Source organism: Marinobacter xiaoshiensis, from assembly GCF_031631795.1.
Classification (GTDB): Bacteria; Pseudomonadota; Gammaproteobacteria; order Pseudomonadales; family Oleiphilaceae; genus Marinobacter; species Marinobacter xiaoshiensis.
Map to the genome: position 1 here is coordinate 279,011 of NZ_JAVMBO010000007.1, position 24,438 is coordinate 303,448.

21 protein-coding genes are annotated in these 24,438 nt (G+C 50.4%); 17 read left to right on the plus strand and 4 right to left on the minus strand.

Annotation, left to right across the window (positions count from 1 at the left end; translation table 11 throughout):
* Window positions 1-2 precede the first annotated feature (2 nt).
* From RKA07_RS05070 to RKA07_RS05130, 13 genes are all read left to right on the plus strand, one after another.
* Window positions 3-1,415 (plus strand): hypothetical protein, encoded by a 1,413-nt coding sequence (locus RKA07_RS05070; protein WP_310965761.1) that lies wholly within the window; start codon window positions 3-5, stop codon window positions 1,413-1,415.
* Between the two features lie 14 nt (window positions 1,416-1,429).
* Window positions 1,430-2,749: an O-antigen ligase family protein gene (locus tag RKA07_RS05075; protein ID WP_310965762.1), complete on the plus strand. Its 1,320-nt coding sequence runs from the start codon at window positions 1,430-1,432 to the stop codon at window positions 2,747-2,749.
* Between the two features lie 59 nt (window positions 2,750-2,808).
* On the plus strand, window positions 2,809-4,023 hold the full coding sequence (locus RKA07_RS05080) for a glycosyltransferase (RefSeq protein ID WP_310965763.1): 1,215 nt from the start codon (window positions 2,809-2,811) through the stop codon (window positions 4,021-4,023).
* On the plus strand, window positions 4,013-5,050 hold the full coding sequence (locus RKA07_RS05085) for a polysaccharide biosynthesis protein (RefSeq protein WP_310966014.1): 1,038 nt from the start codon (window positions 4,013-4,015) through the stop codon (window positions 5,048-5,050). Before RKA07_RS05080 ends, RKA07_RS05085 begins: the two co-directional genes overlap by 11 nt.
* Window positions 5,051-5,055: 5 nt before the next feature.
* Complete coding sequence (gene wbjC / locus RKA07_RS05090; RefSeq protein ID WP_310965764.1) at window positions 5,056-6,183, plus strand: UDP-2-acetamido-2,6-beta-L-arabino-hexul-4-ose reductase; 1,128 nt, start codon at window positions 5,056-5,058, stop codon at window positions 6,181-6,183.
* A 54-nt stretch (window positions 6,184-6,237) separates the two neighbouring features.
* Window positions 6,238-7,377 carry a non-hydrolyzing UDP-N-acetylglucosamine 2-epimerase gene (wecB, locus tag RKA07_RS05095; RefSeq protein WP_310965765.1) on the plus strand — a complete coding sequence of 380 codons (1,140 nt, stop codon included), beginning with the start codon at window positions 6,238-6,240 and terminating at the stop codon, window positions 7,375-7,377.
* The gene (locus tag RKA07_RS05100) at window positions 7,378-8,553 is read left to right on the plus strand and encodes a glycosyltransferase (protein ID WP_310965766.1); all 1,176 of its coding nucleotides are present in this window, start codon (window positions 7,378-7,380) and stop codon (window positions 8,551-8,553) included.
* On the plus strand, window positions 8,550-9,497 hold the full coding sequence (locus tag RKA07_RS05105) for a UDP-glucose 4-epimerase family protein (RefSeq protein WP_310965767.1): 948 nt from the start codon (window positions 8,550-8,552) through the stop codon (window positions 9,495-9,497). Before RKA07_RS05100 ends, RKA07_RS05105 begins: the two co-directional genes overlap by 4 nt.
* Before the next feature lie 4 nt (window positions 9,498-9,501).
* Window positions 9,502-10,056, plus strand: coding sequence for a sugar transferase (locus RKA07_RS05110; RefSeq protein ID WP_310965768.1), 555 nt, complete (start codon window positions 9,502-9,504; stop codon window positions 10,054-10,056).
* 14 nt (window positions 10,057-10,070) lie between these two features.
* A complete protein-coding gene (nagB, locus tag RKA07_RS05115) occupies window positions 10,071-10,847 on the plus strand; it encodes a glucosamine-6-phosphate deaminase (protein ID WP_310965769.1) in 777 nt (258 codons plus the stop codon).
* An 11-nt stretch (window positions 10,848-10,858) separates the two neighbouring features.
* Window positions 10,859-12,802 (plus strand): nucleoside-diphosphate sugar epimerase/dehydratase, encoded by a 1,944-nt coding sequence (locus RKA07_RS05120; RefSeq protein WP_310965770.1) that lies wholly within the window; start codon window positions 10,859-10,861, stop codon window positions 12,800-12,802.
* A gap of 24 nt (window positions 12,803-12,826) precedes the next feature.
* Window positions 12,827-14,233, plus strand: a complete 1,407-nt coding sequence (locus tag RKA07_RS05125; RefSeq protein WP_310965772.1) for an MBL fold metallo-hydrolase RNA specificity domain-containing protein — start codon at window positions 12,827-12,829, stop codon at window positions 14,231-14,233.
* Window positions 14,234-14,405: 172 nt separating this feature from the next.
* Window positions 14,406-14,774: a histone-like nucleoid-structuring protein, MvaT/MvaU family gene (locus RKA07_RS05130; protein WP_310965773.1), complete on the plus strand. Its 369-nt coding sequence runs from the start codon at window positions 14,406-14,408 to the stop codon at window positions 14,772-14,774.
* 77 nt (window positions 14,775-14,851) lie between these two features.
* On the opposite strand, the gene RKA07_RS05135 is transcribed toward RKA07_RS05130, so the two are convergent.
* Together RKA07_RS05135 and RKA07_RS05140 are read right to left on the minus strand one after the other, a co-directional pair.
* The gene (locus RKA07_RS05135; RefSeq protein ID WP_310965774.1) at window positions 14,852-15,826 is read right to left on the minus strand and encodes a GGDEF domain-containing protein; all 975 of its coding nucleotides are present in this window, start codon (window positions 15,824-15,826) and stop codon (window positions 14,852-14,854) included.
* A gap of 3 nt (window positions 15,827-15,829) precedes the next feature.
* Window positions 15,830-16,861 (minus strand): response regulator, encoded by a 1,032-nt coding sequence (locus tag RKA07_RS05140; protein ID WP_310965775.1) that lies wholly within the window; start codon window positions 16,859-16,861, stop codon window positions 15,830-15,832.
* Window positions 16,862-17,262: 401 nt separating this feature from the next.
* Here RKA07_RS05140 and RKA07_RS05145 point away from each other — a divergent pair, with 401 nt between their 5' ends.
* Window positions 17,263-18,036 (plus strand): hypothetical protein, encoded by a 774-nt coding sequence (locus tag RKA07_RS05145; protein WP_310965776.1) that lies wholly within the window; start codon window positions 17,263-17,265, stop codon window positions 18,034-18,036.
* A 47-nt stretch (window positions 18,037-18,083) separates the two neighbouring features.
* Window positions 18,084-19,526, plus strand: a complete 1,443-nt coding sequence (gene sbcB, locus RKA07_RS05150) for an exodeoxyribonuclease I (RefSeq protein ID WP_310965777.1) — start codon at window positions 18,084-18,086, stop codon at window positions 19,524-19,526.
* 211 nt (window positions 19,527-19,737) lie between these two features.
* On the opposite strand, the gene RKA07_RS05155 is transcribed toward sbcB, so the two are convergent.
* Window positions 19,738-21,738, minus strand: coding sequence for a hypothetical protein (locus tag RKA07_RS05155; RefSeq protein ID WP_310965778.1), 2,001 nt, complete (start codon window positions 21,736-21,738; stop codon window positions 19,738-19,740).
* A 364-nt stretch (window positions 21,739-22,102) separates the two neighbouring features.
* Window positions 22,103-22,384 carry a type II toxin-antitoxin system ParD family antitoxin gene (locus RKA07_RS05160; protein ID WP_310965779.1) on the minus strand — a complete coding sequence of 94 codons (282 nt, stop codon included), beginning with the start codon at window positions 22,382-22,384 and terminating at the stop codon, window positions 22,103-22,105.
* Window positions 22,385-22,593: 209 nt separating this feature from the next.
* Here RKA07_RS05160 and RKA07_RS05165 point away from each other — a divergent pair, with 209 nt between their 5' ends.
* Together RKA07_RS05165 and RKA07_RS05170 are read left to right on the plus strand one after the other, a co-directional pair.
* On the plus strand, window positions 22,594-24,000 hold the full coding sequence (locus tag RKA07_RS05165; protein WP_310965780.1) for a plasmid pRiA4b ORF-3 family protein: 1,407 nt from the start codon (window positions 22,594-22,596) through the stop codon (window positions 23,998-24,000).
* A gap of 79 nt (window positions 24,001-24,079) precedes the next feature.
* Complete coding sequence (locus RKA07_RS05170) at window positions 24,080-24,364, plus strand: type II toxin-antitoxin system RelB/DinJ family antitoxin (RefSeq protein WP_310965781.1); 285 nt, start codon at window positions 24,080-24,082, stop codon at window positions 24,362-24,364.
* Window positions 24,365-24,438: the final 74 nt, after the last annotated feature.

Here is a 24,438-nt window from a genome sequence, read left to right on the forward strand (position 1 = left end):
TAATGAATACCTCAACGTTTTTTGGGAAGCTTTTGCTATATGTTCCGGTCAAGCTTGTTCCGGCATTTCTGGGCATTTTCTTTATATTTCTACTGTATTCAGTTTTCCCTGAAGGTGGGTATGTAAAATACTCTGTAGGTGTTACATCTGCCTTGATTGCCGCGCAGCTGACCACTATGTGGATAGGCAATTCTTATATTTACTACGCCGCAGGATCGAAAAGCCAGGCCACGTTCTTTTATAGCTGCTTTTGGATCCTGATTGTTATAGCTCCTGCTGCAGCCCTGATTGCTGGCTTGGTATCTGTTTTCTTTGTTGAGGCCGATGCATTTTTGCCTGTGTTATTTTTGTGCCTGAGCCAAAGCCTGTTCTTCTTCCTTTCAGCGGTCTTTCAGGCCACTTTTTTTGTGAAGCATCAGCTGGTTGCTGTGTTCATTCAGGCAGTGGCGCAAGTTGCGGCGGTGTTTGTTCTGTTTGAGTACGTTGCAGTTGATTACAAGCTAGCTATTGCTTCGTTATCGGTAGGATATTTCGGTGCCGCGTTGTTCCTCCTTTTGGTCAAGATAAAGGAATACGGCACAGGTGGTTTCATAGTTCGGATGGATACGCTCAGAGCTAATTTTCTGGCTATTTACCGGTATGGCTCAGCCTTGTCGCCCTGGATGCTCGGAATGCTGGTTATGGCTGCGGCTGATCGATTCGTTATTGGCTACTATAATCTGGAGGGCGGCGATGCGTACCTTTCGCTTAAAGACCTGTTTGTGGGCGGGGCCGGCCTGCTGAGCATGCCGCTTCTTATGATGGTTCATTCTTTGCTGATTAGTCGGTTTAGGGATGGCCGCTTTGCTATGGAGATTGTTCAGGCGTCTGTGTCCTTTCTGATTATCGTCTTTACTGGCATGTGGGTATTTTTGCAATTTTTGGGTCTGGAGCTCTTCGCACTGATTACCGATAAGCCTGAAGGTATATCTCGCGGCGCGGTGTTTCTTGCTTTTTTGGCAATTGCTCTCGCTTCTGCCTCTGTGTATGTGCAAAAGCGATTAGAGGTTCACCGTAAGATAGGAAGGCTCGCGCTGATCTCTTTGGCGTGCGCGATGGTTTCCATTGTGGTCGGTTTTGCTGCCGGCGCGGTGGGTGGCGTATTTGAGGTTGCTTTTGCAGCCGCGCTGGCGCAACTGTTGTATTTGGTCGTGTTGATTAAGAGTCTTCAAAAAAAGCTCCGCTTTTTTTTGTTCCTGAAGCCGGTATTATGGGCAGCTTTTTTGTTTGGTAGTGGGGTGGTGTTAACTCACTTACTGATAGATGGGAAAAATGTCATCGAGAACTGGCAGGATAGTTTGATATGGTTTTCGGGATTATCCTCGCTGGTTTTGTTGGCTCTCTGGAAGGGTGTTAATTGGGGATCGTTCACGTGATCGCTGGCCGGGAAATGAGTGTTCCTTTTATAGCAGCCGCACTGTCATTTCCTTTAGTGCTTTTTCCACTTTTCGGGTACGATATAAATCCCGCATTTCTGCTTGCTCCATTAATTGGATGGGCCTTCATTAAAGATTTTGGGCAAGCTAATTTTTTATATTTACTATCTTTTTTGTTTGGGATTGTATCAATACTAGCTGCTAATCACATATCTCCTGATGGTGTTTTAGAGCGGCACTTTCTTTCTTTGGTGTTAATCATGTTTTCGCCATCATTTCTATTTTTAGGTAAATATGTAGCGAAGAGTAATGATATTTCCCGAGTACTCAACTGGCTTTCGATATTTTGTTCAATATTCTTAATCGTTATTTCTTTTCGCATATTATACCTGGGTGAAGCTGTTCGGATATACTTAGGGCCTCTCGGGTTGGCAGCGATGAACGCAAAGTTTTTTAATTGGCCGGTGTTTGCAACGTTTGGTGTTCTGAGTCTCGCCCATCTTGTTTGTCTGCAGGCAATGATCATCTGCGGAGCTTTGATCGGTGGAAAAGCCGGCTTGCTCTCATCGGTGCTGATGTGGGTGGCTTTATTTTGCGCATCATTTTTGATCACCGGAAGCGAATCACGTAGTGCGCAGATATTGCTTATGTGGATCCTTACGTCGATTGTGTTTTATGGTGTTCGTAATAGTGGGGCTCGTTATAAATCGGTTGTCGCGTTCGTAGTAATATTAATGGCAGCCGGACTAGCATACTCAAATGGCATTGAAGAAAGCCGGATGCTTTCTTCCATCGAAGCTATCTGGGAAAATCCGACTACGCAAGGCAAACCTTCAGAAGGGGTGAGGTTAGAAAAAAAGGTGGACCAGTTTACGACCGGTCGCATTGAGCTTGCGGTTGAAGGCATAAAAGAAGTGATCGCTAGCCCGTATGTCGGGAATGGATTTTCTAGCTATGGTCGATATACATCGACTGAAGTGTCTTTCAGTTTGAGTCAAAATACATCTACCCACATATACTATTTAACATTGCTTTGGAAAGGCGGTTTGGTCTTCTTTGTGCCATTCCTAATAATGATTTTAATAAATCTGAGGTCGGCCATCGTAGGGACTATGGCGACCGAAGGTTCGGCTGAACGTTTCTTCGCATGGGCGGCTGTTCTGATGGCCTTTGGTCCTATGGCGCTGGCCTGGGACATCCTGATTGTCCCGAGTGCCGGGGCGGTTGCGTTCTTTTTATTCGGGTTGCTGGGCGGATTGAAAAAGTCAGGTGTCGTGAGTTTAACGGTTGGGGGAGCCTCGGAGTTACCTTGCTCGGTACACTGCGACACATGATGTTAATCGGTCGATTAGTTTGGGGCCATGATCGTAGCTACAAACAACATTGAGAGATTATGAAGGTCTTATTGGTAGGGTTCTGCGTGAGCGCAGAGTACTTTGAGAAATACACGGGTAACGATGCTCTTCCGCAGGTTGCAGCCTTTAAATTGGAGTCTCGTTTTTTACGGGCCCTACGCTTGGGTGGCGCGGAAGTTCGGCCTATTTCTACGGCAGCTGTGTCTACCTATCCTCGTAATCCGCATGTGCTGTTGCCGGGGCATGCCAGGGTCACGTCTGGTGGAGGCACAGGGCAGATTATTCCTCTCATTAATCTACCGGTTTTAAAACTGGGGTCGCGTTTCATCGGAACCCTGCTCGCCCTTTTGTGCCAGAAAAAATCTGAGAAGCCGATAGTGTGCGTCTACTCTGCGCACACTCCCAACTTGCTCGCGGCCTATTTGTATTCAGTTCTCAAGTCTATACCTTTTTTCGTATACGTTCCGGATCTTCCTGTTTATATGGACATGGGCTTAAAAAGATCATTTATTTTAAGATGGTTGAAAAAACTTGATGTCGAGATAATCAGTTTTCTGTTGGCGAAGGCCGCTGGAGTTATCGTGGCGAGCAAGCAGATGGCTGAAGATAGTGTTACCTGGAAGCATGTTCCCTCATTGGTGGTTGAGGGCATCTCTGACGACACTGTTGCTATGGGCGATGATTATCCCGAGGTGTTACCCGACTATTCGGGTAAGAAAATCATATTTTATGCTGGCTCTGTTAATAGAGCCTACGGAATTATGGAGTTGGTAGAGGGGTTCAAAAAATCCGGCTCGTCTTATGAGCTCTGGCTTTGCGGCCGTGGCGATTTGGAAGAGTATCTTGAAGCCGAAGCAAAAAACTGCGCGGCAATTCGATATCTCGGGTTTGTGCCGGCTGCACATGCTCAAGCTATTCAGCGGCGGGCTGCTTTATTGGCCTTGACTCGAGATCCCGCGGAGACTTATACCCGGTATTCCTTTCCGTCCAAAATACTCGAATACTTGGCGAGTGGTGTGCCAGTAATGTCGACGAAGTTAGATGGAATACCTTGCGAATACTATAAATATTTGAATGTTATAGATGAATTTTCTGTCGATTGTATAGCGCGAACAATAAAGAGTCTGGACGATCGCGACAGTAAAATATTATTGGACAAAGCCAATGGCGCCCGTGAATGGCTTTTAAAAGAAAAGACCAGTGGTGCAGTCGGTCAAAGAATAGTCAGTTTTATGGAGGCTCATTGTGGATAGTTTTGAAGATAAAGTACTTTTGATTACAGGTGGCACCGGTTCTTTCGGCAATGCTGTACTGAACAGATTTTTGGAGTCTGATCTTGCGGAAATACGAATTTTTAGCCGAGACGAAAAAAAGCAAGACGACATGCGCAAGCGCTACAGTAATCCAAAGCTCAAATTCTACATTGGCGATGTGCGTGACTACCAATCTGTTTTGAATGCAATGCGTGGTGCTGACTTTGTCTATCATGCGGCTGCACTCAAGCAAGTGCCGTCCTGTGAGTTTCATCCAATGGAAGCTGTCAAAACCAACGTGCTTGGCACTGAAAATGTATTGGAGGCTGCTATTTCCTGCGGGGTGAAACGTGTCGTTTGTTTAAGTACTGATAAAGCAGTGTACCCTATCAACGCAATGGGGATATCCAAGGCGATGATGGAGAAGGTTGTTGTAGCGAAGTCCCGTTCCAGTGATGATACCGTCATCTGTGCGACGCGTTATGGTAACGTTATGGCATCGCGCGGCTCAGTCATTCCGTTGTTTGTTGAGCAAATCCAATCAGGGCAGCCGATTACGATTACTGATCCTGATATGACACGTTTCATGATGACTCTCGATGATGCGGTAGATTTGGTTTTGTATGCCTTTGAACACGGCAGACCAGGTGAAATATATGTTCAGAAAGCGCCAGCTGCCACGATCGAAACGCTAGCCTACGCGCTTACTGATTTGTTGGGAGTGCCGGAGCATTTGATAAGAGTTATAGGTACCCGTCACGGAGAGAAACTTTTTGAGGCTCTACTTAGCCGCGAGGAAATGGTCGCAGCAGAAAATCTGGATGGTTACTACCGTGTACCACCAGATTTACGAGACTTGAATTATGGTAAGTATGTGGAGCAGGGAGAACAAAAGATTTCTGACGCAGTTGACTATAACTCTCATAATACCACCAGACTTGATAAGGCCGGTATGCAGCAGCTGTTAATGAAGTTGGACTTCATTAAGGCCATCGTAAAAGGTGAAAACGTCCAACCGCAGGATTGAGAGCTATGCACGTAGTTATTACAGGCGCAAATGGTTTTATCGGCAGAAATTTGCGCCAACATTTGTCTGAAAGAGAAGGGGTCGATGTTTCACTCGTTACTCGTGAAACATCGGAAGATGAGCTTCAGGAAGCATTAAGCAAAGCAACGTTTGTGTTCCATTTAGCTGGGGTAAATCGCCCGCAAAACGTTAGCGAGTTTAAGGAAGGTAATACAGACTTGACGACGAAGGTCAGTCATATTCTGGCGGCGAGGGCTCGAGAAACCGGGGATAAAGTACCCTTGCTTATTACTTCCTCTACGCAGGCTGTTGCTGAAAATGACTACGGTATCAGCAAGCGGAATGGCGAAATTGCTGCGCAGAAAGCCGCAAACGATGCCGGTTTTCCACTTTACATTTTTCGCCTGCCTAACGTGTTTGGGAAATGGTCGCGCCCTAATTACAACTCGGCGGTTGCAACATTTTGCCATAATGTTGCTCGTAACGAACCTATCCAAATCACCAGAGCTGACGCAGATATAACGCTAGTTTATATTGACGATGTAGTAAAGCGCTTCCTGCAACTGTTAGACGGTGCTCAGCCTGACCCGGACGCTGATGGTTTTGAAAAGGTTCAGCCTCAGTACTCGATTACTGTAGGCAAGTTGGCTGAAACTATCCGGGCATTCAAAGCGAGCCGGAGTTCATTGGTTACTGAGCGAGTGGGGGCGGGGCTGGTCAGAGCCTTGCACTCAACCTACGTTAGCTTTTTACCACCTGAAGAGTTTTCTTACACAATTCCGATGCACGGCGATGTCCGTGGTGTGTTTGTGGAGATGCTTAAAACCCCGGACTGCGGTCAATTTTCTTATTTTACTGCTCACCCAGGTATTACTCGGGGGGGGCATTACCACCATTCAAAAACCGAGAAGTTTTTGGTGATTAAAGGCAAGGCCTGTTTCAAATTTCGCCAGATCCAGACAGGTGAAAAGTATGAGCTTGTGACTGAAGGCGAAAAGGCTGAAATTGTTGAGACAGTGCCAGGCTGGACTCACGACATCACAAATATCGGTGACACAGAAATGGTGGTAATGCTTTGGGCGAACGAGATATTTGACCGGGAAAATCCGGATACCTTCGCCTGCCCATTATAAAATCTCAGTTCCCTCGCACCCATTTGATAAAGAAACAGTTGAGTAAGATTTGTCATGAAAAAGCTGAAGGTAATGACCGTTGTGGGTACTCGACCCGAAATAATCCGTCTCTCTCGAGTACTGGCCCGACTGGATGAGTTTTGTGAGCATATACTGGTCCACACTGGTCAGAATTACGATTATGAGTTAAACCAAGTCTTTTTTGATGATTTGAATATTCGCAAGCCGGATTTCTTCTTGAACAGTGCCGACGGCAGCAAAAGCGCAGCAAACACAATTGGTAATCTTATATCTGCTGTTGATGAGGTTCTGGATAGTGTCAAGCCTGAGGCCTTGTTGGTATTGGGTGATACAAACAGTTGCCTCGCCGTGATTCCTGCCAAACGTCGAAAGGTGCCCATTTTCCATATGGAGGCTGGCAATCGCTGTTTTGACCAACGGGTGCCAGAAGAAACCAATCGCCGCATTGTTGACCACACTGCAGATATTAACTTGACCTACAGTACCATCGCACGTGACTACTTGCTGCGCGAAGGACTTTCTCCTGATCAGGTGATAAAAACCGGTAGCCCCATGTTTGAGGTTTTGAACCACTACCGTTCTCAGAGAGATGCCTCAGATGTGTTGCAGCGATTAGGCTTAGAAGAAGAGCATTACTTTGTGGTCAGCGCGCACCGCGAGGAAAACATTGAATCAGAGCGTTCCTTCAGTAAGTTAGTTGAGACGCTGAACAGTGTTGCGGAGAGTTATGATCTCCCGGTCATAGTCTCGACGCATCCCCGCACCCAAAATCGAATCAATGCTGTGGGTTCAAAGTTTCATTCCAAGGTGAGGCTATTAAAGCCCCTTGGCTTTCATGATTACGTTAGGCTGCAGGTTTCTGCTAAAGCCGTATTGTCAGATAGCGGCACTATTAATGAGGAGGCTTCTATTCTCAATTTCCCTGCACTGAATCTCCGGGAAGCTCATGAGCGTCCGGAAGGTATGGAGGAGGCTGCCGTCATGATGGTTGGCCTTGAGGCTGAAAGGGTTAAACAAGGTCTAGCTATTTTGGAGTCTCAGGCTAGAGGCGATACTCAGCGCACTCTGCGTCTGGTCGCTGATTACGGAATGCCGAACGTTTCTGATAAAGTGGTTCGTATAATTCATAGCTATACTGATTATGTGAATCGGGTTGTCTGGAAAAAATATTGAATGCTTCGATTTAAGGCCGATATTGTCATTATCAATCGGAGCTTCTGGCCGATTTATCCCGTAATCGGTGAAGCGTTACTCCAATTTGCTGAGAAGGCTGCAAACGAGCGTCGCGTTGGCGTTATCCTGCAAGACCATGTGGGCATTCGAGAAAAGCTGCATGAAGCCCAGCGTGGGAGTGGCGTTGATTTCTTTCCTTGCAAGGCGCTTACAACCTCCTCCAGCGGCATATTTCTGCGAATGGTGGATGCGGTTTTTTTCATGCTTTGGGTTATGGGCGTTCTGTTGTGGCAGCGGCCAAGAAAGGTCTATGTCTCTACAGACCCACCCATCTTGGTACCCTTCATTGTAATGCTGTATGCGCAGTTGTTTGGCGCTCGTTTCGTGTACCATTTGCAAGATATTCATCCGGAAGCTGCCAATGTTGTAATCAAGTTGAATACTCTTCTGTACAGTGCTTTGCGCAACTTGGATTGTGTAACGATGCGTCGGGCCGATCAGTTGATAACGATCACAGAGGAAATGGCTGAGGAGATAAGATGGCGATCAGGTACTCAGTCAGCTTTAAAAGTATTGGCCAATCCAGCGGTATCGTTTGATGCGGTTGATTTTTCAGATCAAAGAAAACCAGGCTTTTCATTTTGTGGCAATGCAGGCCGTCTGCAGCGTATTCCCCTGGTTATAGCGTCAATATCAAAGTATCTGGATGAAGGAGGTACGCTAGAGTTTGCGTTTGCCGGTGCCGGGGTTTTTTCGAATGAGCTGAAAGCACTTTCGGAGCGGTATTCAGAAGTAACGTATCTTGGTCATGTAACACCTCTCGAAGCAGCGCAAGTTAACGCTGTTTATGAATGGGCGTTGTTGCCGATTGAGGATGAAGTTACGCGCTTTGCTTTTCCTAGCAAGACTTCATCTTATGTATTCTCTGGCGCAAAAATTCTGGCGATTTGCGGCCAAAAATCAAGCGTGGCCAAGTGGGTTACTGACAAGAGACTCGGCGTTTGTGTTGAACCCGATGTCGACGAGATCGTGTCGATGTACCAGTCCATCGAAAACAGCCAATTGGATGAGACGGATTTTGATATGGAGCGTAGTGAGCTTAAAAACACGCTCGGATTTGATGTTTTCGTTGAACAGTTATGCAGTTTAATGCTTACAGAGGTCGTAATCGAGTGAGTCCTCCCGGTATTTTGATAACAGGGGTCAGCGGTTTTGTTGGGGGGCGCTTGGCTGATGCGATTACTTCCGAAGCTTACAGTGTGGTTGGAGTAGCGAGAGCCCCTGTCAGCAAGTCGTATCCGATCGTTGAAATATCCTCTTTAACACACTTGCCAGCGGCGCACGAGTTTCTGGAAGGGATCAATGTGGTTATTCATGCAGCGGCGCGAGTGCATGTCATGAGTGATTCTGAAAAAGACCCGCTTGCTGCCTTTCGAGATGTTAATGTCAAAGGCACACTCAATCTTGCCCGCCAAGCAGCCCTTGCAGGCGTAAAGCGTTTTATTTTTATCAGCTCCATTAAAGTGAACGGAGAGCAAACCACATCCGGCCACTCTTTTTCACCCCATGACGTGCCCTCTCCAGAAGATTGTTACGGTATTTCCAAGCACGAAGCGGAGATAGGGTTATGTGAGTTGTCTGCTGAAAGTGGAATGGAAGTCGTTATCATACGGCCCCCTCTTGTTTACGGTCCGGGCGTGAAGGGCAACTTTGCCAGTATGATAAAGTTGGTAGAAAAAGGTTTGCCGCTTCCATTGGGCGCCGTTCACAACAAGCGCTCTTTGGTTGCCTTGGACAACCTGATTGATTTGATCATCACCTGCATAGATCACCCCGCCGCAGGAAATCAGACATTCCTTGTCAGTGACGGCGATGACCTGTCGACAACGCAATTGCTTCGGCATGTCGCTGAAGCTATGGGTAAGTCATGTCGGCTCATACCTATACCCGCTGGTTTGCTGCGATTCGGGGCAATACTATTGGGGAAAAAGGACATAGCTCAGCGTTTATTAGGTTCTCTTGAGGTTGATATCAGTCATACCCAGAAGTGCCTAAACTGGACGCCGCCCCTAACGGTGAAGCAGGGCCTTCAGCGCTGCTTCACCAAGCATCAGGATTGAAGTTGTGATTCGTACTTTGGATTTTTTATTCTCGTTGTTTGGCTTGGTGCTGGGTTTTCCGGTATTGCTTATTCTTTATGTGATTGGATTACTCGATACTGGATCTCCTGTTTTTCGCCAGGAGCGGGTGGGGCGACATAAAGTTCCATTTACGCTGGTCAAGTTTCGTACGATGTCTGTGGATACTGTGTCGGTTGCCAGTCACTTGGCAAGTAGTACATCCATCACAAAATTTGGCCATTTCTTACGGCGAACCAAACTAGACGAACTACCACAGTTATGGAATGTTCTAAAAGGCGAAATGAGCTTGGTAGGCCCACGGCCGTGTTTATTTAGCCAAGAGGAATTGATTGAAGAGCGGGAACGGCGCGGTGTTTTAGAAGCACGGCCTGGTATCACGGGTTTGGCGCAGGTTAATGATATCGACATGTCAACGCCAAAACTGCTTGCAGAAACAGACGCCAAAATGCTGTCCAACTTGAGCCTGGGTGCCTACTTCAAGTACATATTAATGACAGTTTCTGGCAAGGGGTCTGGTGACCGAGTGCCAGGACAGTGATTGAGTGTTGAGTTATGTACAAAATCTTCAACACTGCCGGTGAGGCTTCGGAGTACACTGCGCGGCGCCTACTCAATCAGATACGCTTAAACCCGCGCGCAAGTTTGGGTTTTGCAACTGGCAGCACGATGGAGCCCGTTTATCGTTTTCTGGTGAAGTGCCTGAAACGTGATCCGCTTGATCTGTCACAATTGACTACCTTTAATCTGGACGAGTACATTGGTTTGTCCAGAGGACATGCTCAGAGCTACCGTTATTACATGCAGCATCATTTGTTTAACAAACTGAGCATTCCTGAAGATAAGGTGAATCTTCCAGATGGCAAAGCTACGGATGTTTCGCGAGCCTGCCACGCATACTCTGAGGCAATCGAGGCCGTCGGTGGTTTGGATTTCCAATTATTGGGAATTGGTTCTAACGGGCACATTGGTTTTAATGAGCCATATACGTGTTTCTTCAGCAGAACCCACGTAGTTGAGTTGTCGGAACAAACCAGGCTGGACAACGGTCGTTTTTTTGCCAACAAGAAGGATGTACCTACCCAAGCGATTACTATGGGGATTCAGGATATACTAGACGCAAAAGAGATTGTTTTGTTGGCAACGGGGTCAAAAAAAGCAGCAGTAATGGCAGATTTGTACCGTAGCGCAGCGGATGTGGCATTACCGGCTTCTGCATTGAAGCAGCATGGCAATGTAACTTTTGTATTGGATCGCGAAGCTGCGTCTTTACTTCCTCGAGAGGTTCTTGGTGAGGCTATGGGCATAGAAAAAACAGGGCTCGGCTTGTGAGGAATTAAAAAATGTTTAAAAAATTCCTGGAGTTGCCCCGTATACACAAGCGCCTGATTTCCGTTTCTGTTGATGCTGTAGCGCTTTCTTTTTCACTGTGGGCTTCGTTTGCATTGAGGTTAGAAGATAGCCTTTGGCTGCCCAGTAAGGGGCAGTTTTTGGTCTGCCTTATTTCTATCGTGCTCACTCTCGCTGGCTTTGTTCGCCTTGGCCTTTATCGTGCGGTAGTCCGCTACATGAGCGACCGGGCTTTTCTGACGATAGTCTTGGGCGTAGTAATATCTGCACTGGCGTTAATTGTTTTAGGATATGTCTTTCAGGTTCTAGTTCCTCGTTCCGTTCCTCTGATTTACGCAGCCCTGGCCTTCATCTTCGTGGGTGGTAGTCGCATGAGTGTGCGCATGCTAGTGCAGCATTCTTTCAACACTGGCAAAGAGTGGGTCGCTATTGTCGGCGCGGGACAAACTGGTGCCCAACTAGCCAAAGCACTGCAGCAGGGTACCGAGTATCACCCTGTGGTATTCATTGGCTTGTCGCCAGCAAATCACAAAGCACTTATTGCTGGCTTGCCAGTGTTTGCTTTGAGTCATCTTGAGGACGCAGTCAGAACACATGGCGTAAAGCGATTGCTCCTGGCACTGGATGCAGATGAGAAGGTTGACCGCCGCAAACTTCTTAACCAATTGGAGACATTGAAACTACCAGTCCAAACCGTTCCCTCCATGAGCGAATTGGTAGCAGGCCAGGCCCGAATAAACGACATCCGCGATCTGGAGCTTGAAGACTTGCTGGGCCGGGATCCAGTGCGCCCGGACAACGCTCAGGTAGCGGCTAGCCTATATGGCAAAGCGGTGATGGTAACCGGAGCGGGCGGTTCCATTGGTTCCGAGCTTTGTCGCCAAATTATTCATCACCGGCCCCGGGTTCTGGTGTTGTTTGAGCAATCCGAGTTTTCCTTGTATGCCATCGAGCGCGAGCTGCAAGCTATCAACCGGATTGATGGTCTGGATGTTGAGATTCATCCGCTCCTGGGTAGTGTGGTTCACCGCCGGCGCTGCGAAATGGTGATGCGCAGTTTTGGTATTCAAACCGTATACCACGCAGCGGCCTACAAACATGTACCTTTGGTTGAGCACAATGTGATTGAAGGCGTTCAGAACAACGTATTTGGCACGTTGCACGCAGCAGAGGCTGCAATTGCCACTGGGGTTGAGCGCTTTGTTCTGATTTCCACCGACAAGGCGGTTCGCCCAACGAACGTGATGGGCGCAAGCAAGCGCATGGCAGAACTGGTGCTGCAGGGGTTGGCTCAGCGCCAGAGCAAAACGATTTTCTCCATGGTCCGGTTTGGTAATGTGTTGGGGTCATCCGGTTCTGTGGTGCCTCTGTTCCGTGATCAGATTCGCGACGGCGGGCCTATTACGGTTACCCACAAAGACATCATCCGCTACTTCATGACCATTCCGGAGGCCAGCCAGCTGGTGCTGCAAGCGGGCAGTATGGGCCGTGGGGGCGAGGTGTTTGTGCTGGATATGGGTGAGCCGGTGAAAATTGCTGATCTGGCTCGTAAGATGATTCACCTGATGGGGCTTATGGAGAAAACGCCAGAGCAGCCTGAGGGTGATATTGAAGTTGTGTTTACCGGGTTGCGCCCCGGTGAAAAACTCTACGAGGAATTGCTCATTGGCGACGATCCCCAGGGCACTTCCCACCCTCGTATTATGATGGCCCGAGAGGTATCCATGCTCTGGGAGGAGCTGGAGGTCGTTCTCAATAAATTGTCCCGTGCCAGCCAGGATTTTGATTGCCGTTTGATTGTCGACACCCTGAAAAAAGCGCCGACTGGCTTTGCGCCCAATGGCGATGTGGCGGATTTGGTGTGGTGCAATGGCAAACAGATTGGACCGCTGGATGGGGAGAGCACCGGAAAGGTTCATCGTTTGCCAGTTCAGTAAAATGTACAACAAGGATTGTTGAGCATGATAGATATAACCCACCACGGCGCCACCTCTGGCGTTACTGGCTCCTGCCACGAGCTTACTCTTGGCACCAAGCAAAACACCTCCGCTGGTGTCCTTATCGACTGCGGTCTCTTTCAGGGGCAAGAGAAAGCCGAGGGTGCCAGCGCATCTGATCTCTCCGTCGATTTCCCCATTGAGCATATCCGTGCCCTGGTTGTAACCCATGTGCACATCGATCATGTAGGCCGTATTCCGTATCTACTAGCGGCGGGGTTTGAGGGGCCAATTATTTGTTCCGAGCCTTCCGCCATCATGCTTCCGGAAATTCTGGAAGATGCGCTGAAGATCGGCTTCACTCGAGACAGGCAGCTGATTGAGCGAGTGCTCGGGCTGATTCGTTCCCGGCTTGTGCCTGTGCCTTATGGGCAGTGGCATGAGGTGTTCTCAGAGCCTGGCCGTTCACTCTCGGTACGATTGCAGCGAGCAGGGCACATTCTGGGCTCGGCCTATGTTGAGTTTGATGCGGTTTCCGGGGATGAGCGCGAGCGGATTGTATTTAGTGGCGATTTAGGCGCGCCCCATGCGCCTTTGCTGCAGGAGCCTGCCTCGCCAGAACGGGCTGATCGCCTGGTGATTGAAAGCACCTATGGCGATAAGGATCACGAGAGCCGGGAAACACGCCGTTATCGCCTGAAGGCCATTCTGGAACGGGCGCTGGCTGACGGCGGCACGGTGCTGATTCCAGCCTTCAGTATTGGCCGTACTCAAGAGTTGCTGTACGAAATTGAAGGTTTGATACACGAGTTTGGAAGTGACTGTGTAACCGATGGCTTGGCCTGGCGTGATCTGGAGATTGTAGTGGATTCGCCCTTGGCTGCCGAGTTCACGAGCATCTACCGTCAGTTGAAGCCGTTCTGGAATGGCGAGGCGGCTGATCTGGTTCGGCAAGGCCGTCACCCGCTGTCGTTCGAGCAATTAACGGTGATTAATTCCCACGAGAATCATCTGAACGCCGTGGATTATCTTGCCCGCTCACATCGCCCCTGTGTTGTGCTTGCTGGGTCTGGTATGTGTGCCGGGGGCAGGGTGGTTAATTACCTGAAGGCCATGCTTGGCGACGCCAGAAACGATGTGCTGTTTGTGGGTTATCAGGCAGCGGGCACACCCGGGCGGGATATTCTTACTTATGGTCCCCGTGGTGGCTGGGTAGAGCTGGATGGGGAGCGGTTTGATATACGGGCCCAGGTGCATCAGGTGGGTGGCTACTCCGCCCACGCCGGGCAATCGGATTTAATTCGCTTTGTTGAAGGTATTCCCGATATGCCGGCTGAGATCCGTATTGTGCACGGAGATGCTTCTGCAAAGCAGGCATTCAAACAGCGCCTTGAGAGCCTGGGTTATTCCGGTGTTTTGATACCGAACTAATAGTGAATTAAACCTATATTATGATTTGTTAAAGATTTCTGAATTATTAGTCTTTGCCACATATATCACTATGAATTATTATTCCTGTGTCTTTTGGCAGGCCGCTAACATTGTGTTTGCTTTAGCCAGGCTTGATTTCGAGAGTCCACAGAAACTATAAGGTTTTATTTCCATGGCAAAGATTAACGATTATTACCAGAAGAAGCAGCTAATGGAACAGCTCGCTAACGAGATTAACCAGCTGGAACAGGATCAGTCTCTGAAGCGCGAACTTGCCTTTGAAAGCAGCATTCGTGAGCTCATGGAAGAGTACGATAAGTCGCCGAAGCACGTGCTTCGTATTTTGGCCGCTATCGATCCTTCTATCGCGACAGAAAAAGCACAAGGCAGCACTGGCACCCGCGCCAAGCGCCCAATGAAAACCTACACTAACCCGCACACGGGTGAAGTGGTGAAGACTCGCGGTGGTAATCACAAAACGCTGAACGAGTGGCGCAAAACCCACGGCAAAGAAACGGTACAGAGCTGGCAGCAAGACTGATTAGCCAGAGATGTGCAAAAAAGGCCGGGTGATATATTCATCCGGCCTTTTTTTGTACTAATCTTTTTCAGTTTATTTTAATCGGACAGATCAGGGCTTTGGTGAACAATAACGCGGTTTCTGCCGGCTTTCTTTGCTGCATATAGAGCTTCATCGGCCTGCTGCATCCACGACATATGGTTTTCAGGCTTGCCACTTAATTGTGAAATCCCCACGCTTACTGTGTATCGAATGGGGGCTACACTGGTTTGTACAATGCTTTTTTCGATGCTATCCCGTATTCGCTCACATATAACGCGGGCCCCTTCGGCATCGGTTTCCGGCAATATAATTCCGAATTCTTCGCCGCCATACCGGCCAATGCTGTCGGATGACCGAAGGCTGTCTTTAGCCGTTGTTGCAGTGTGTTTGATTACTTCATCTCCCGCCAAGTGGCCATGGGCATCGTTTACTTTTTTAAAGAAGTCGATATCAAACATCACAAGGCTGGTGGTGTGGCCATAGCGGCGGAAGCGTTCAAACTCTGCATCCACCAGGTTCTCCCAGGTTCCCCGGTTCAACAGGCCGGTCAAACGGTCGGTCATGCTGAGTTTGGCGAGCAGTTCATTGGCTTGTTCCAGAGCCCGTTTGGCGGTGGCTATATCGGTTACGTCGTACACCATGATGCATATTTTCTCCACCTGCCCGGTACTGCCTGAAAGCGGGCTGATGGTGAGGTTCTGGAACATATAATCATCCGTTCCGGTAATGGGGCGCGTATTGCGGAACTGGAACAGGTAGGGCCGTTGCTCCCAAGAGGTGAACGCTCGGGTATTCAGCAATGTGACGGCATCCACCTTGCGCCTCAGCCAGGCTTCGGGAATGTTGGGGAATGGCTCAAAAATCACCTGGTTACGGATTTTACTGGCGGTAATGCCGCTGTGGTTTTCCATGAAGCCGTTCCAGGCTTGTACCCGGAAGTCCAGATCCAACACCACCAGGCCAACTTCAACGGATTCGAGCATATCCACCAGCCAGTGGAAGGATTGGGCTTCAAGTTCGTTTATGGCCATGGTTTAGTCCGTCAGGTATTGGAGGCGTTGTTCAAGGAAGGGCACTGAGTCTTCCGTGAGCAGCACCAGCATATCGCACTGAATATTCCTGTCTTCAAGGGTGTAGCTGATCTCGATGCACAGGAGTTGTTCCTCCCGGGAGTTCTGGTGTTCAAGTAGATCCGTGATCTGCCGGTGTTGGCCGAGCACGCTGGGGTGGCTAAGGCCGAGTTCGAGATCCAGTTGGTCGCCCATGCCTTTGAGAAAAGCGCCGAACAGAATGCTCGACATATCCATCAGCACTTCCACGTTTACGGATGCGCCCTCAAAGTTTTCGTAGTGAAGCAGTTCAGCCATTTCCCGAAAGCTGGCATCCGCAAACAGCAGCAGAGCCTCGCCGGCAATCCCCGCACCGGTGAAACCTTGGCATACCGCGGAATAGGTGTCGCTGTCGTGGGCCGCAGAAATGGCCATGTGGAGTTCGGAGTTGGCAATAAAGGCCACTTTGGGAATGGGCTGTTTCACAAACACTCGCAACAGCCGGGCGAGTAAGTCCGACGAGCGCCCCATGGCGACGTTGGCGATTTCTTGCAGGTAATCGTTGAGTGAGACTGAAATTTCCGGGGTACGGGAGGTGTCGTCGGGGCTGAGTGTGCCATCGCTCAGTGCGGTGCTTTCAAGCTCCCCTGGGCGGTAAAAGCCGTATTCAGCGAGCAGGCCGAGGACAACCCCCATGTCTGTGGGCTTTTTTATGAAATCGATCGCACCCAGTTTGCGTACCCGCTCCCGAGCTTCGGGCTGGATGTCGCCAGATACCACGATGGTCATGATGGGCAGATCTTCGGCCAGAACATGCTCCAGAACCTGGTAACCGTCCATCTCCGGCATGTTCAGATCGAGAAACATCAGGTCGGCTTCGCTTGCGCGTAGCTTATCTAACGCTTCCAGGCCGTTGTTGGCAAAAAGGATGGTGTCGGCCAGGCCGGCCGGGAGGGCACGGGCCATTTGTTTTCTGGCAAGTGCCGAATCATCGCAGATAAGAATGCGGGTGTTCATGGATGTGCCCGGGGGCTATTGAGTGGCTGTTTGCTGATCATAGCATTGTGCCAGAATATGTACACGTATACGACACCTTCAGCTGCTGCAAATTGATGGTTTGTAATGAATTGTTATTCCAGTTTGTGACTGAGAACACCTCATTGGCCTTGGGGTCTCCGATATAGTGATACTTCGGCACTCAATTTAAGATGCAAAACGCAAGTATAGGCTGTCTGCTTGCAGCCGAGAAATCAAGACTGACAGCGAACGACCGGATTAAGAGAGGCTTTGTTATGGATTACAACGCGTATGGATGCGTCGCCCTCCTTAGTTTAAGCCTAGGTATTGTGCCTGTTGCCCAAGCTGAACTGGACCCTATTTCTGAATCCGTGATGGGGGAAATAACAGGGCAGGCGTTTATGAGTGTTGAGAATATCGCGGGCACGAATCATGAATACACCCGCATGAGCCTGAATATGGATGTGGATACGCGGGTGAATATTGATGACGTGCAGATTGGGGAGATTAACGGCGGTACGGATTTTTCTGCCCAGCATGTAGCCTTGGGTCACATTGCTCGCACCAATGGTGAGCAATTTAATGGGGTTACCTATAACGAAGGCGATGCCATTCCCTTCGAGGCCCGTAAACCTTATATCGAACTGGCTAAAGACGGCGCTGGCCTGGCTGGCTTTCGTATGGGTTTTGAGCAGGCCCGTGGGTCTGTTTCATCCCATACCGCGAGCTTTAGCGGCGATATAGGTATGAAAATTAGCGATTCCGGCCAAGTGTACGACGCTATGCTGTTTAGTGGCGTTGGTGGCGTGGCAACAAATAATCGCGCCACTCACATAGGCCTTGCACCCAGTAGCCCGGGGCAGGTGGCTGGCTGCAACGTAGATGGCGCCTTGGCTAACTGCGCTCCGTTAACCAACCTGCGGTCCATTGTTGTTGGTGAAGATACAGGCGCGACTGACGGAACTATAGGTTTTACTGATGGCTTCTTCATCGGTTTTCAGCGGGATGACAACATGGAATGGCAAAGCCTGGATGGTGCGAACACTATTAATGTTGGCAAGGGCGTGTTCATCAATTTGCCTACTAATATGACCGTTGATCTGCAAACACTTACCGGTGCTGGCATTGACCGCCTGCGCACTCATCAGGTCGACATGGGTACTAACCTGTTTTGATTTGTTAGACTCCTGCACCTAATGATTCACAAGGCAGGAGTCTTCCCTTGATCCGCTCGTTCTATTGGCATGACTACGAAACCTTTGGTGTAGACCCGGTACATGACCGGCCCTCTCAGTTTGCCGGCGTGCGAACCGATGCGGACCTTAATATTATTGAAGACCCGCTGGTTATTTACTGCAAACCCACCGACGATTACCTGCCATCACCGCAAGCTTGCCTGATTACCGGCATTACGCCTCAAAAGGCGATGGAGGAGGGCTTCCCGGAAACGGAATTTATCAGCCAGATAAATGAAGCCTTCAGTCAGCCAGGCACCTGTGTGGTGGGATACAACAGCCTGCGGTTTGATGACGAAGTAACTCGCCACACCCTCTACCGCAACCTGCAAGACCCTTATGCCCGTGAATGGCAGAACGGTAATTCCCGCTGGGATATTATCGATATGGTGCGGCTGACCTACGCACTCCGCCCGGAAGGCATCAATTGGCCCCGCAAGGAAGACGGCAGCCCCAGCTTCAAGCTTGAAGAACTTACCGTCGCCAACGGCATAATCCACGAAGCCGCCCACGATGCCATGTCGGATGTGGAAGCCACTCTGGCAATAGCCAAACTGATTCGGGAAAAACAACCCAAGCTGTTCGATTTTGTTCTGAACAACAAAGACAAACACTCCGCCCGCGCCATGCTGGATACGGCAGCCATGAAGCCGGTACTCCACATCTCCGCCAAATACCCGGCTACCCGCGGCTGCTGTGCCATGGTTGCGCCGGTTGCGGATCACCCCAGCAATAAAAACCTGGTGATTGTGTACGACCTGCGGGAAGACCCAAGTGAGTTGATCAATGCTACGCCTGAGCAGATACGTGAGCGTGTGTTTATTTCGCAAGCGGAGTTAGGGGAGCAAAAGCGCTTCCCTTTAAAGGGTGTGCAACTGAACAAATGCCCGGTTTTGGCACCTGCGAACATGCTTACCACGCTTTCTCCTGAACGTTTGAAAGAGCTTGAACTGCATGGTGACACCCTTCGTGCCAATCTTGCATTGCTAAGAAAGGCCCCAGGATTGGCGCAGCGAATTGCAGAAGCCTTCGATCAGCCACACCAAAGCGACCTGACAGACCCGGATGAACAACTCTACGCAGGCGGCTTTATATCCCCGGCTGACCGCAGTGAGCTGAACCGCGTGCTGCAAACGCCGCCGGAGTTGTTGGTGGAGGAAACCTTCAACTTTAAAGACGAACGCTTGCAGGAACTGCTGTTCCGCTACCGCGCCCGGAACTACCCGGATTCGCTGACCAGTGAAGAGGCAGAAAGGTGGGAGCAGTTCCGCACTCAGCGATTGATGGCACCGAAAAAAGGTTGGCTGTCGCTGGAGGCCTTTGGGCTTGAATTACAACGACTGGCCAGCGACCCGGAACTGACGCCGCAGAAGCAGCAGATTTTGGAAGATTTGCATTTGTATGGGGAGTCTTTGATTCCTTATATTTAAAGGATGTTGGCCCTGCGGGCCGCCGTAGTAATGCACCCTCTCCCCCAGCCCCTCCCCCGTGAAGGGGGAGGGGAGCTACACACTCGAAGCCTGAGGGATTGCGCAAGAGTCAGAGGTATGTAGCCACCCCTGAGGTCAAGGCAGTAAAGCCCCTCTCCCCCGGCGGGAGAGGGGTTGGGGCGGTCCGACGCTTCGGGAGGGGGCTGAACCTCTACCTTCTCCTCTGAAAATAAACGCTCAAATTCTGCCCCATCACACTCTGCACTTCACTCCCTAGCGCCTCTGCCTGAATCTGGGTTTGAACAGGCTTGGTTGCCAAACTATGGCCATCCTCATCACGGGCTTTGATCAACTTCCATTCCACTTCGTTGCTCACCATCGCCATCAGGTCTTTCAGCTGACCTTCATCCTGTGGCTTGAACCAACGATCACGGCATCCGCCTAAACTGTAGAAGTCGTCTTCCTGCGCAAGTTCCTGCCAAGTGGCATCTTGCCGGTTGGTGAGAACCATTCGGCGAAGTTGGCGCAAGGTAGAGCGGGTGGGTTGCAGCCTGTGCTCTGCAATCAATTTCCGCATCTGCTTATCGCCGGTTGTTTGTTCGGCGATGGAGGTGTGCAGGTGCACAACGGCACCGGAGCCCGCTGCGTTGTTTACGAGCGCGGCCAGTGAGAGTTCCGTCATGGCCGGTGAGGGCAGGCGGCCTACTTCAACCCAGTGCACTTGATGGCCGTCGGCCACAAACCGTTGAGCGATGGACCAGGGCCAGAACACGATGTTGCTGATCTCGGATTCGGCAGCCATGCGGGTGGCTTTGGCGATGTTGGCCAGTGATTCATCTACCGCGATCACTTCCACATCGGCCAGATAGCTGGCCAGTTCCATAGCACGTTGACCAGATTGCGCGCCGCAGACCATTATGCGCAAGGTGTCTGGCAGCTTGTCTGTCGCCAAGCCCAGCTCCGTGGCCATCAGTGACTTCAAGCTGCTTTCCGCGCGATAAGCCAGTTTCGACCAGGCGGGCCAAGCTTGAGGCACATCGGTTTTATCCAGGCACAGCTCTTCTGCTTTCTCATCAAAACACTGCTTTATGCCTTCTTCTTCCGCGCGGTGGTAGTAGCTGGCGGCCAGAACCGGCTGAAGTGCCAAGGGCCAGTCCACCAGATTCCATTGCCCAAGCTGAACAGCAAAATCCTGGTGGAACAAGGCGCCGTACATGGCGCTGATCATCAGTGAGCCAATCAAAGCTTCCTGAGACTCACCCATTACGATTTGGGCTTTGAGGCTGTCATTCACCGCAGCAACCAACCGCTCTTCATCCTCCTCCGCTGCCAGTGCGTAGCCCGTGCGGTCTGCGTATTGCGCTATGGCAAGGGCGAGCTGTTGGAGTTCATCGCGCAGCTCCACGGTTTGCGCAACTTCCGCCAGAATCGCGCGGCGCAGCATCACAACCAGTTCTTCCACGGCTGGGTCTGGCATGAGTGTTTTTTGCAAAGCCAGAATCAGCAGTTCGTCTGTGCTGGCGGCATCCAGGAAAATCTCGGCCTGTGGATTATCCAGATCGTATTGCTGGCGAATGATCGCCCCCACAAAACGTCCGATCTCTTGATGGGGTAATCCCTCCTGCCGAAGCAAGGAAATCGCATCCAGCGCCAGATCACTATCTGCCTTGTGCACCTCAAGGTGCTGCGCACAAGAAAGCATGCCGCTGTATACCGAATCCCACTCGGCGCCGGTTTCCAGTAGCTTGCGGTAATGCAGGTAGGCCACATCAAACTGCCCCTGCAGCAGCTTGGCATGGGCCACACCACAGAAAGCGGCGGCGGATTGCCGGTCGCAATCCAGAGCTTGCAGAAAGTGCTGCTCTGCCAGAGCAGGGCGCTCGGTTTTCAAGGCCCAGTACCCAAGGTTGGCGTATTGCTGCGCCTGGCCAGGTTGAGCTTGCAGGCTGGCATTAAAAAGGTCTTGGGCGTTCTCAAGCTGCCCGTCGTCCATCTCTACACGCCCCAGCAAACCCAGAGCGATGGCGCTGTTTGGCTCAAGCGCAATCACTTCTTCCAGATACACACGGCATTCCTGCCGGGCCTGCAAACGCTGGATATGGCTCAACCCGACGCTGTTAGACTCGCCATAGGCAAGGTTGGCCTGCAGAAGCAGCCGCGCCGCCTGTGCCTGTTGGGAATGGGATTCCTGAATGTGATGTTTGGCTTGCATGGGATACCTCATTTACCTGCCGCTAGGTTCAAAAATTGCGGCAACGGCCTGCAGTTTTTGGTTGTTTGCTGTGCTTTGGGGGAGGTGTTGCGAAAGGTGTGCCAGTTTAGAGGTGTTCGCTAAAATCCATGGATACATGCAGGATCCGAAGAATCACGATTTTTCTTGATTGCTTTTCGGCGACTTCTTGTGAGAGGGTGATCTGGGCCTAATTCAGACAGCTCTCTCACGCTATGAGCGATTAAGTGGCTATAACGTTGTGCCTGATTTTGCCCAAAGTGTTTAAAGGTGTGACGAATAATATCGTCAAAATCAGTCGCAGCTCTTTGCGAAAACTCCACCGTCCATAGTGGGGGCATAAAGCTTAGTCCTTTTTAGTGAGGTCAGCGGCTCTGCGTGTCAGATACTCGGTAATTTCTTCACCAACGCCAAGGTTGAACGTGCGTCCCTCAGCTACATCTTGCAGGCCTTCAGCCACGGCATCTCGTAAAGCCAAAAGCTTCTGCTGGTGCTGCAATTCCTGCTCTTCAACCAGGCGGAGTCCTTCCCGAAGAACCTCACTGGCATTCTGATAGCGACCAGCTTTAACAAGGGTGCCTACCAGCTGTTCCTGATGATCGGTTAAAACAATGTTTCTTGTTGCCATGTAAGGCCTCCGGTTAACTGATTGGCATATAATGCCATTCACACGGATCTGTGCCAAGACCCTACGAATCGGAGTTGCCAGTAGCCCTTACGTGCAGGCAATACATGAAAATCCAGATCGCCAAAGGTGATTTTGTGAGTGAAAGTCGTCTCTGTTAAATTTGCTAACAAAGAACGCCTTTAGGCCACTCAACAAACACCGGAGCATGCATGCCCGAACCCATTGCCAGCGCATACCAAATAAAAATATCGCTTACGGGCGCCCGACCACCCATCTGGCGGCGATTACTGATTGAGCCGGACACTACCTTTCAGGATCTGCACCGGATCATACAAGTTGCCTTGGGCTGGCAGGGGTATCACCTGCATTTGTTCCAGGCGGGCAACGGCCGGTTGATTGGCGACCCGGCCGAGGACTTCGACGGCATGATGAATTTTCTGGATGAAACCACCGTGCCTGTTTCCAGCGTGCTTAATAAAGAAGGGCAGAAACTGAAGTACGAATACGATTTCGGGGATAGCTGGGAGCACGAAGTAAAACTTGAAAAGATGCAGCCGGGCGAACAAGCAGAGCCGTTGCCCAAGTGTATACAAGCAGCACGCCAGTGCCCGCCAGAAGACGTTGGCGGTTTGCCTGGGTTCTATGATTTTCTCGACGCCATGGAAGATGCCGCCCACCCGGAGCACATAGCCGTACGGGAGTGGTGCGGCGGTGAACAGTTTGATCCTGAGTTTGTAGACCTTGGCCAGATCAACGAAGACCTGCTGGAGCGGGATACCCTATTTAGCGAAGCTGAGCCGGATTTCCCTCCACAAGCCAGCGACTTCCTTGGCCTTAGCCCAAACCAGGTGCATGAGTTGCTGCAAAGCCCGCTGAATTGCCCCTCAGTCTTCAAGCCCTTGTTTAATACCGAAGCCGTAAACCGCGAATTGGATACCGCCCCGATGATGCGCATGGCCAAAGCGCTGATCCACGATATGGGCGACAAGGGCATTCGTCTGACGGGTAAAGGCAACCTGCCACTCAAGCATGTAAAGGCAGTGATAGAAGCTGGTGGAGAAGACATAGTGTTCCCCATGGCAGGCTTCAGCGCAGCCCGTTCGGAAGAGCATGTATTGGGTGTGCATCTCACTCGCGTGTTAATGGAAGTCGCCGGTTTCACCAAGAAGGAAAAGGGCCGCCTGCTGCTCAAGAAAATCGCCGCCAAGCGCATTGAAAAGAAGGGCTGGCTCATCTTTTATATGGACATGCTCTCTGCAGCGCTTTCACAGTTCAACTGGGCCTGGATGGATCACAGCGAAGGCCTGGAAGACGTGCAGTATATAGGCCCGTTTATTTTTTGGTTGCTCTCAGAAAAAGGCGGCCAGTGGTTGCCGGTGCAGGACTACCTCAGCGATATGCTAAGAGCCTTTCCCCGCTTACCTTTGGCGGCTTATCCGGTTAGCTATGCAAGCCAGGAGCAGCAGGCAAAGTGGGCGCTGGAGTTCCGGATGATACGGCTTTGCCGGATGCTTGGGCTGTTGGAGTTGAACCCGGAATACACGCTAATGCGGAAGGAAGAGCAGCAGATGATGCGGCGGACTGGGTTGTTTGAGGGGGTTTTTGTTAGGGTGTGAGGCCAAACCCTCGGAATCTTAAGAATTCGCCTGATGATTGTGATACGATGTCTGACAATGTGCTACATATGGTGACGTTATGAAGACAGACATGCTTAGTTCCCGTATTGACCACGAAACCAAGGTTGCGTTTTCGCACATCTGTAAAGAAGTGGGCATCAGCCCTTCGCAGGCAATCAAACTTTTTGCGCGAGCAGTGATTAATTACGGAGGAATTCCGTTTGAAGTGAAGGTCCCTCGGCCTAATGAACGCAGTGCCATGGCCATGCAGGAATTACTGGAGGGCAGGGGGCACAGTGCGGAGTCACTGGATGGCTTGTTGACAGAGCTCACGGATGGCAAAGTCACGAATGTACAGTCTTGAGTATTCAACCCAGTTCAAGAAAGACTTTAAAAAGATCACAAAGCTGCCAATTCCAGACATTCTGTAAGTCGGGG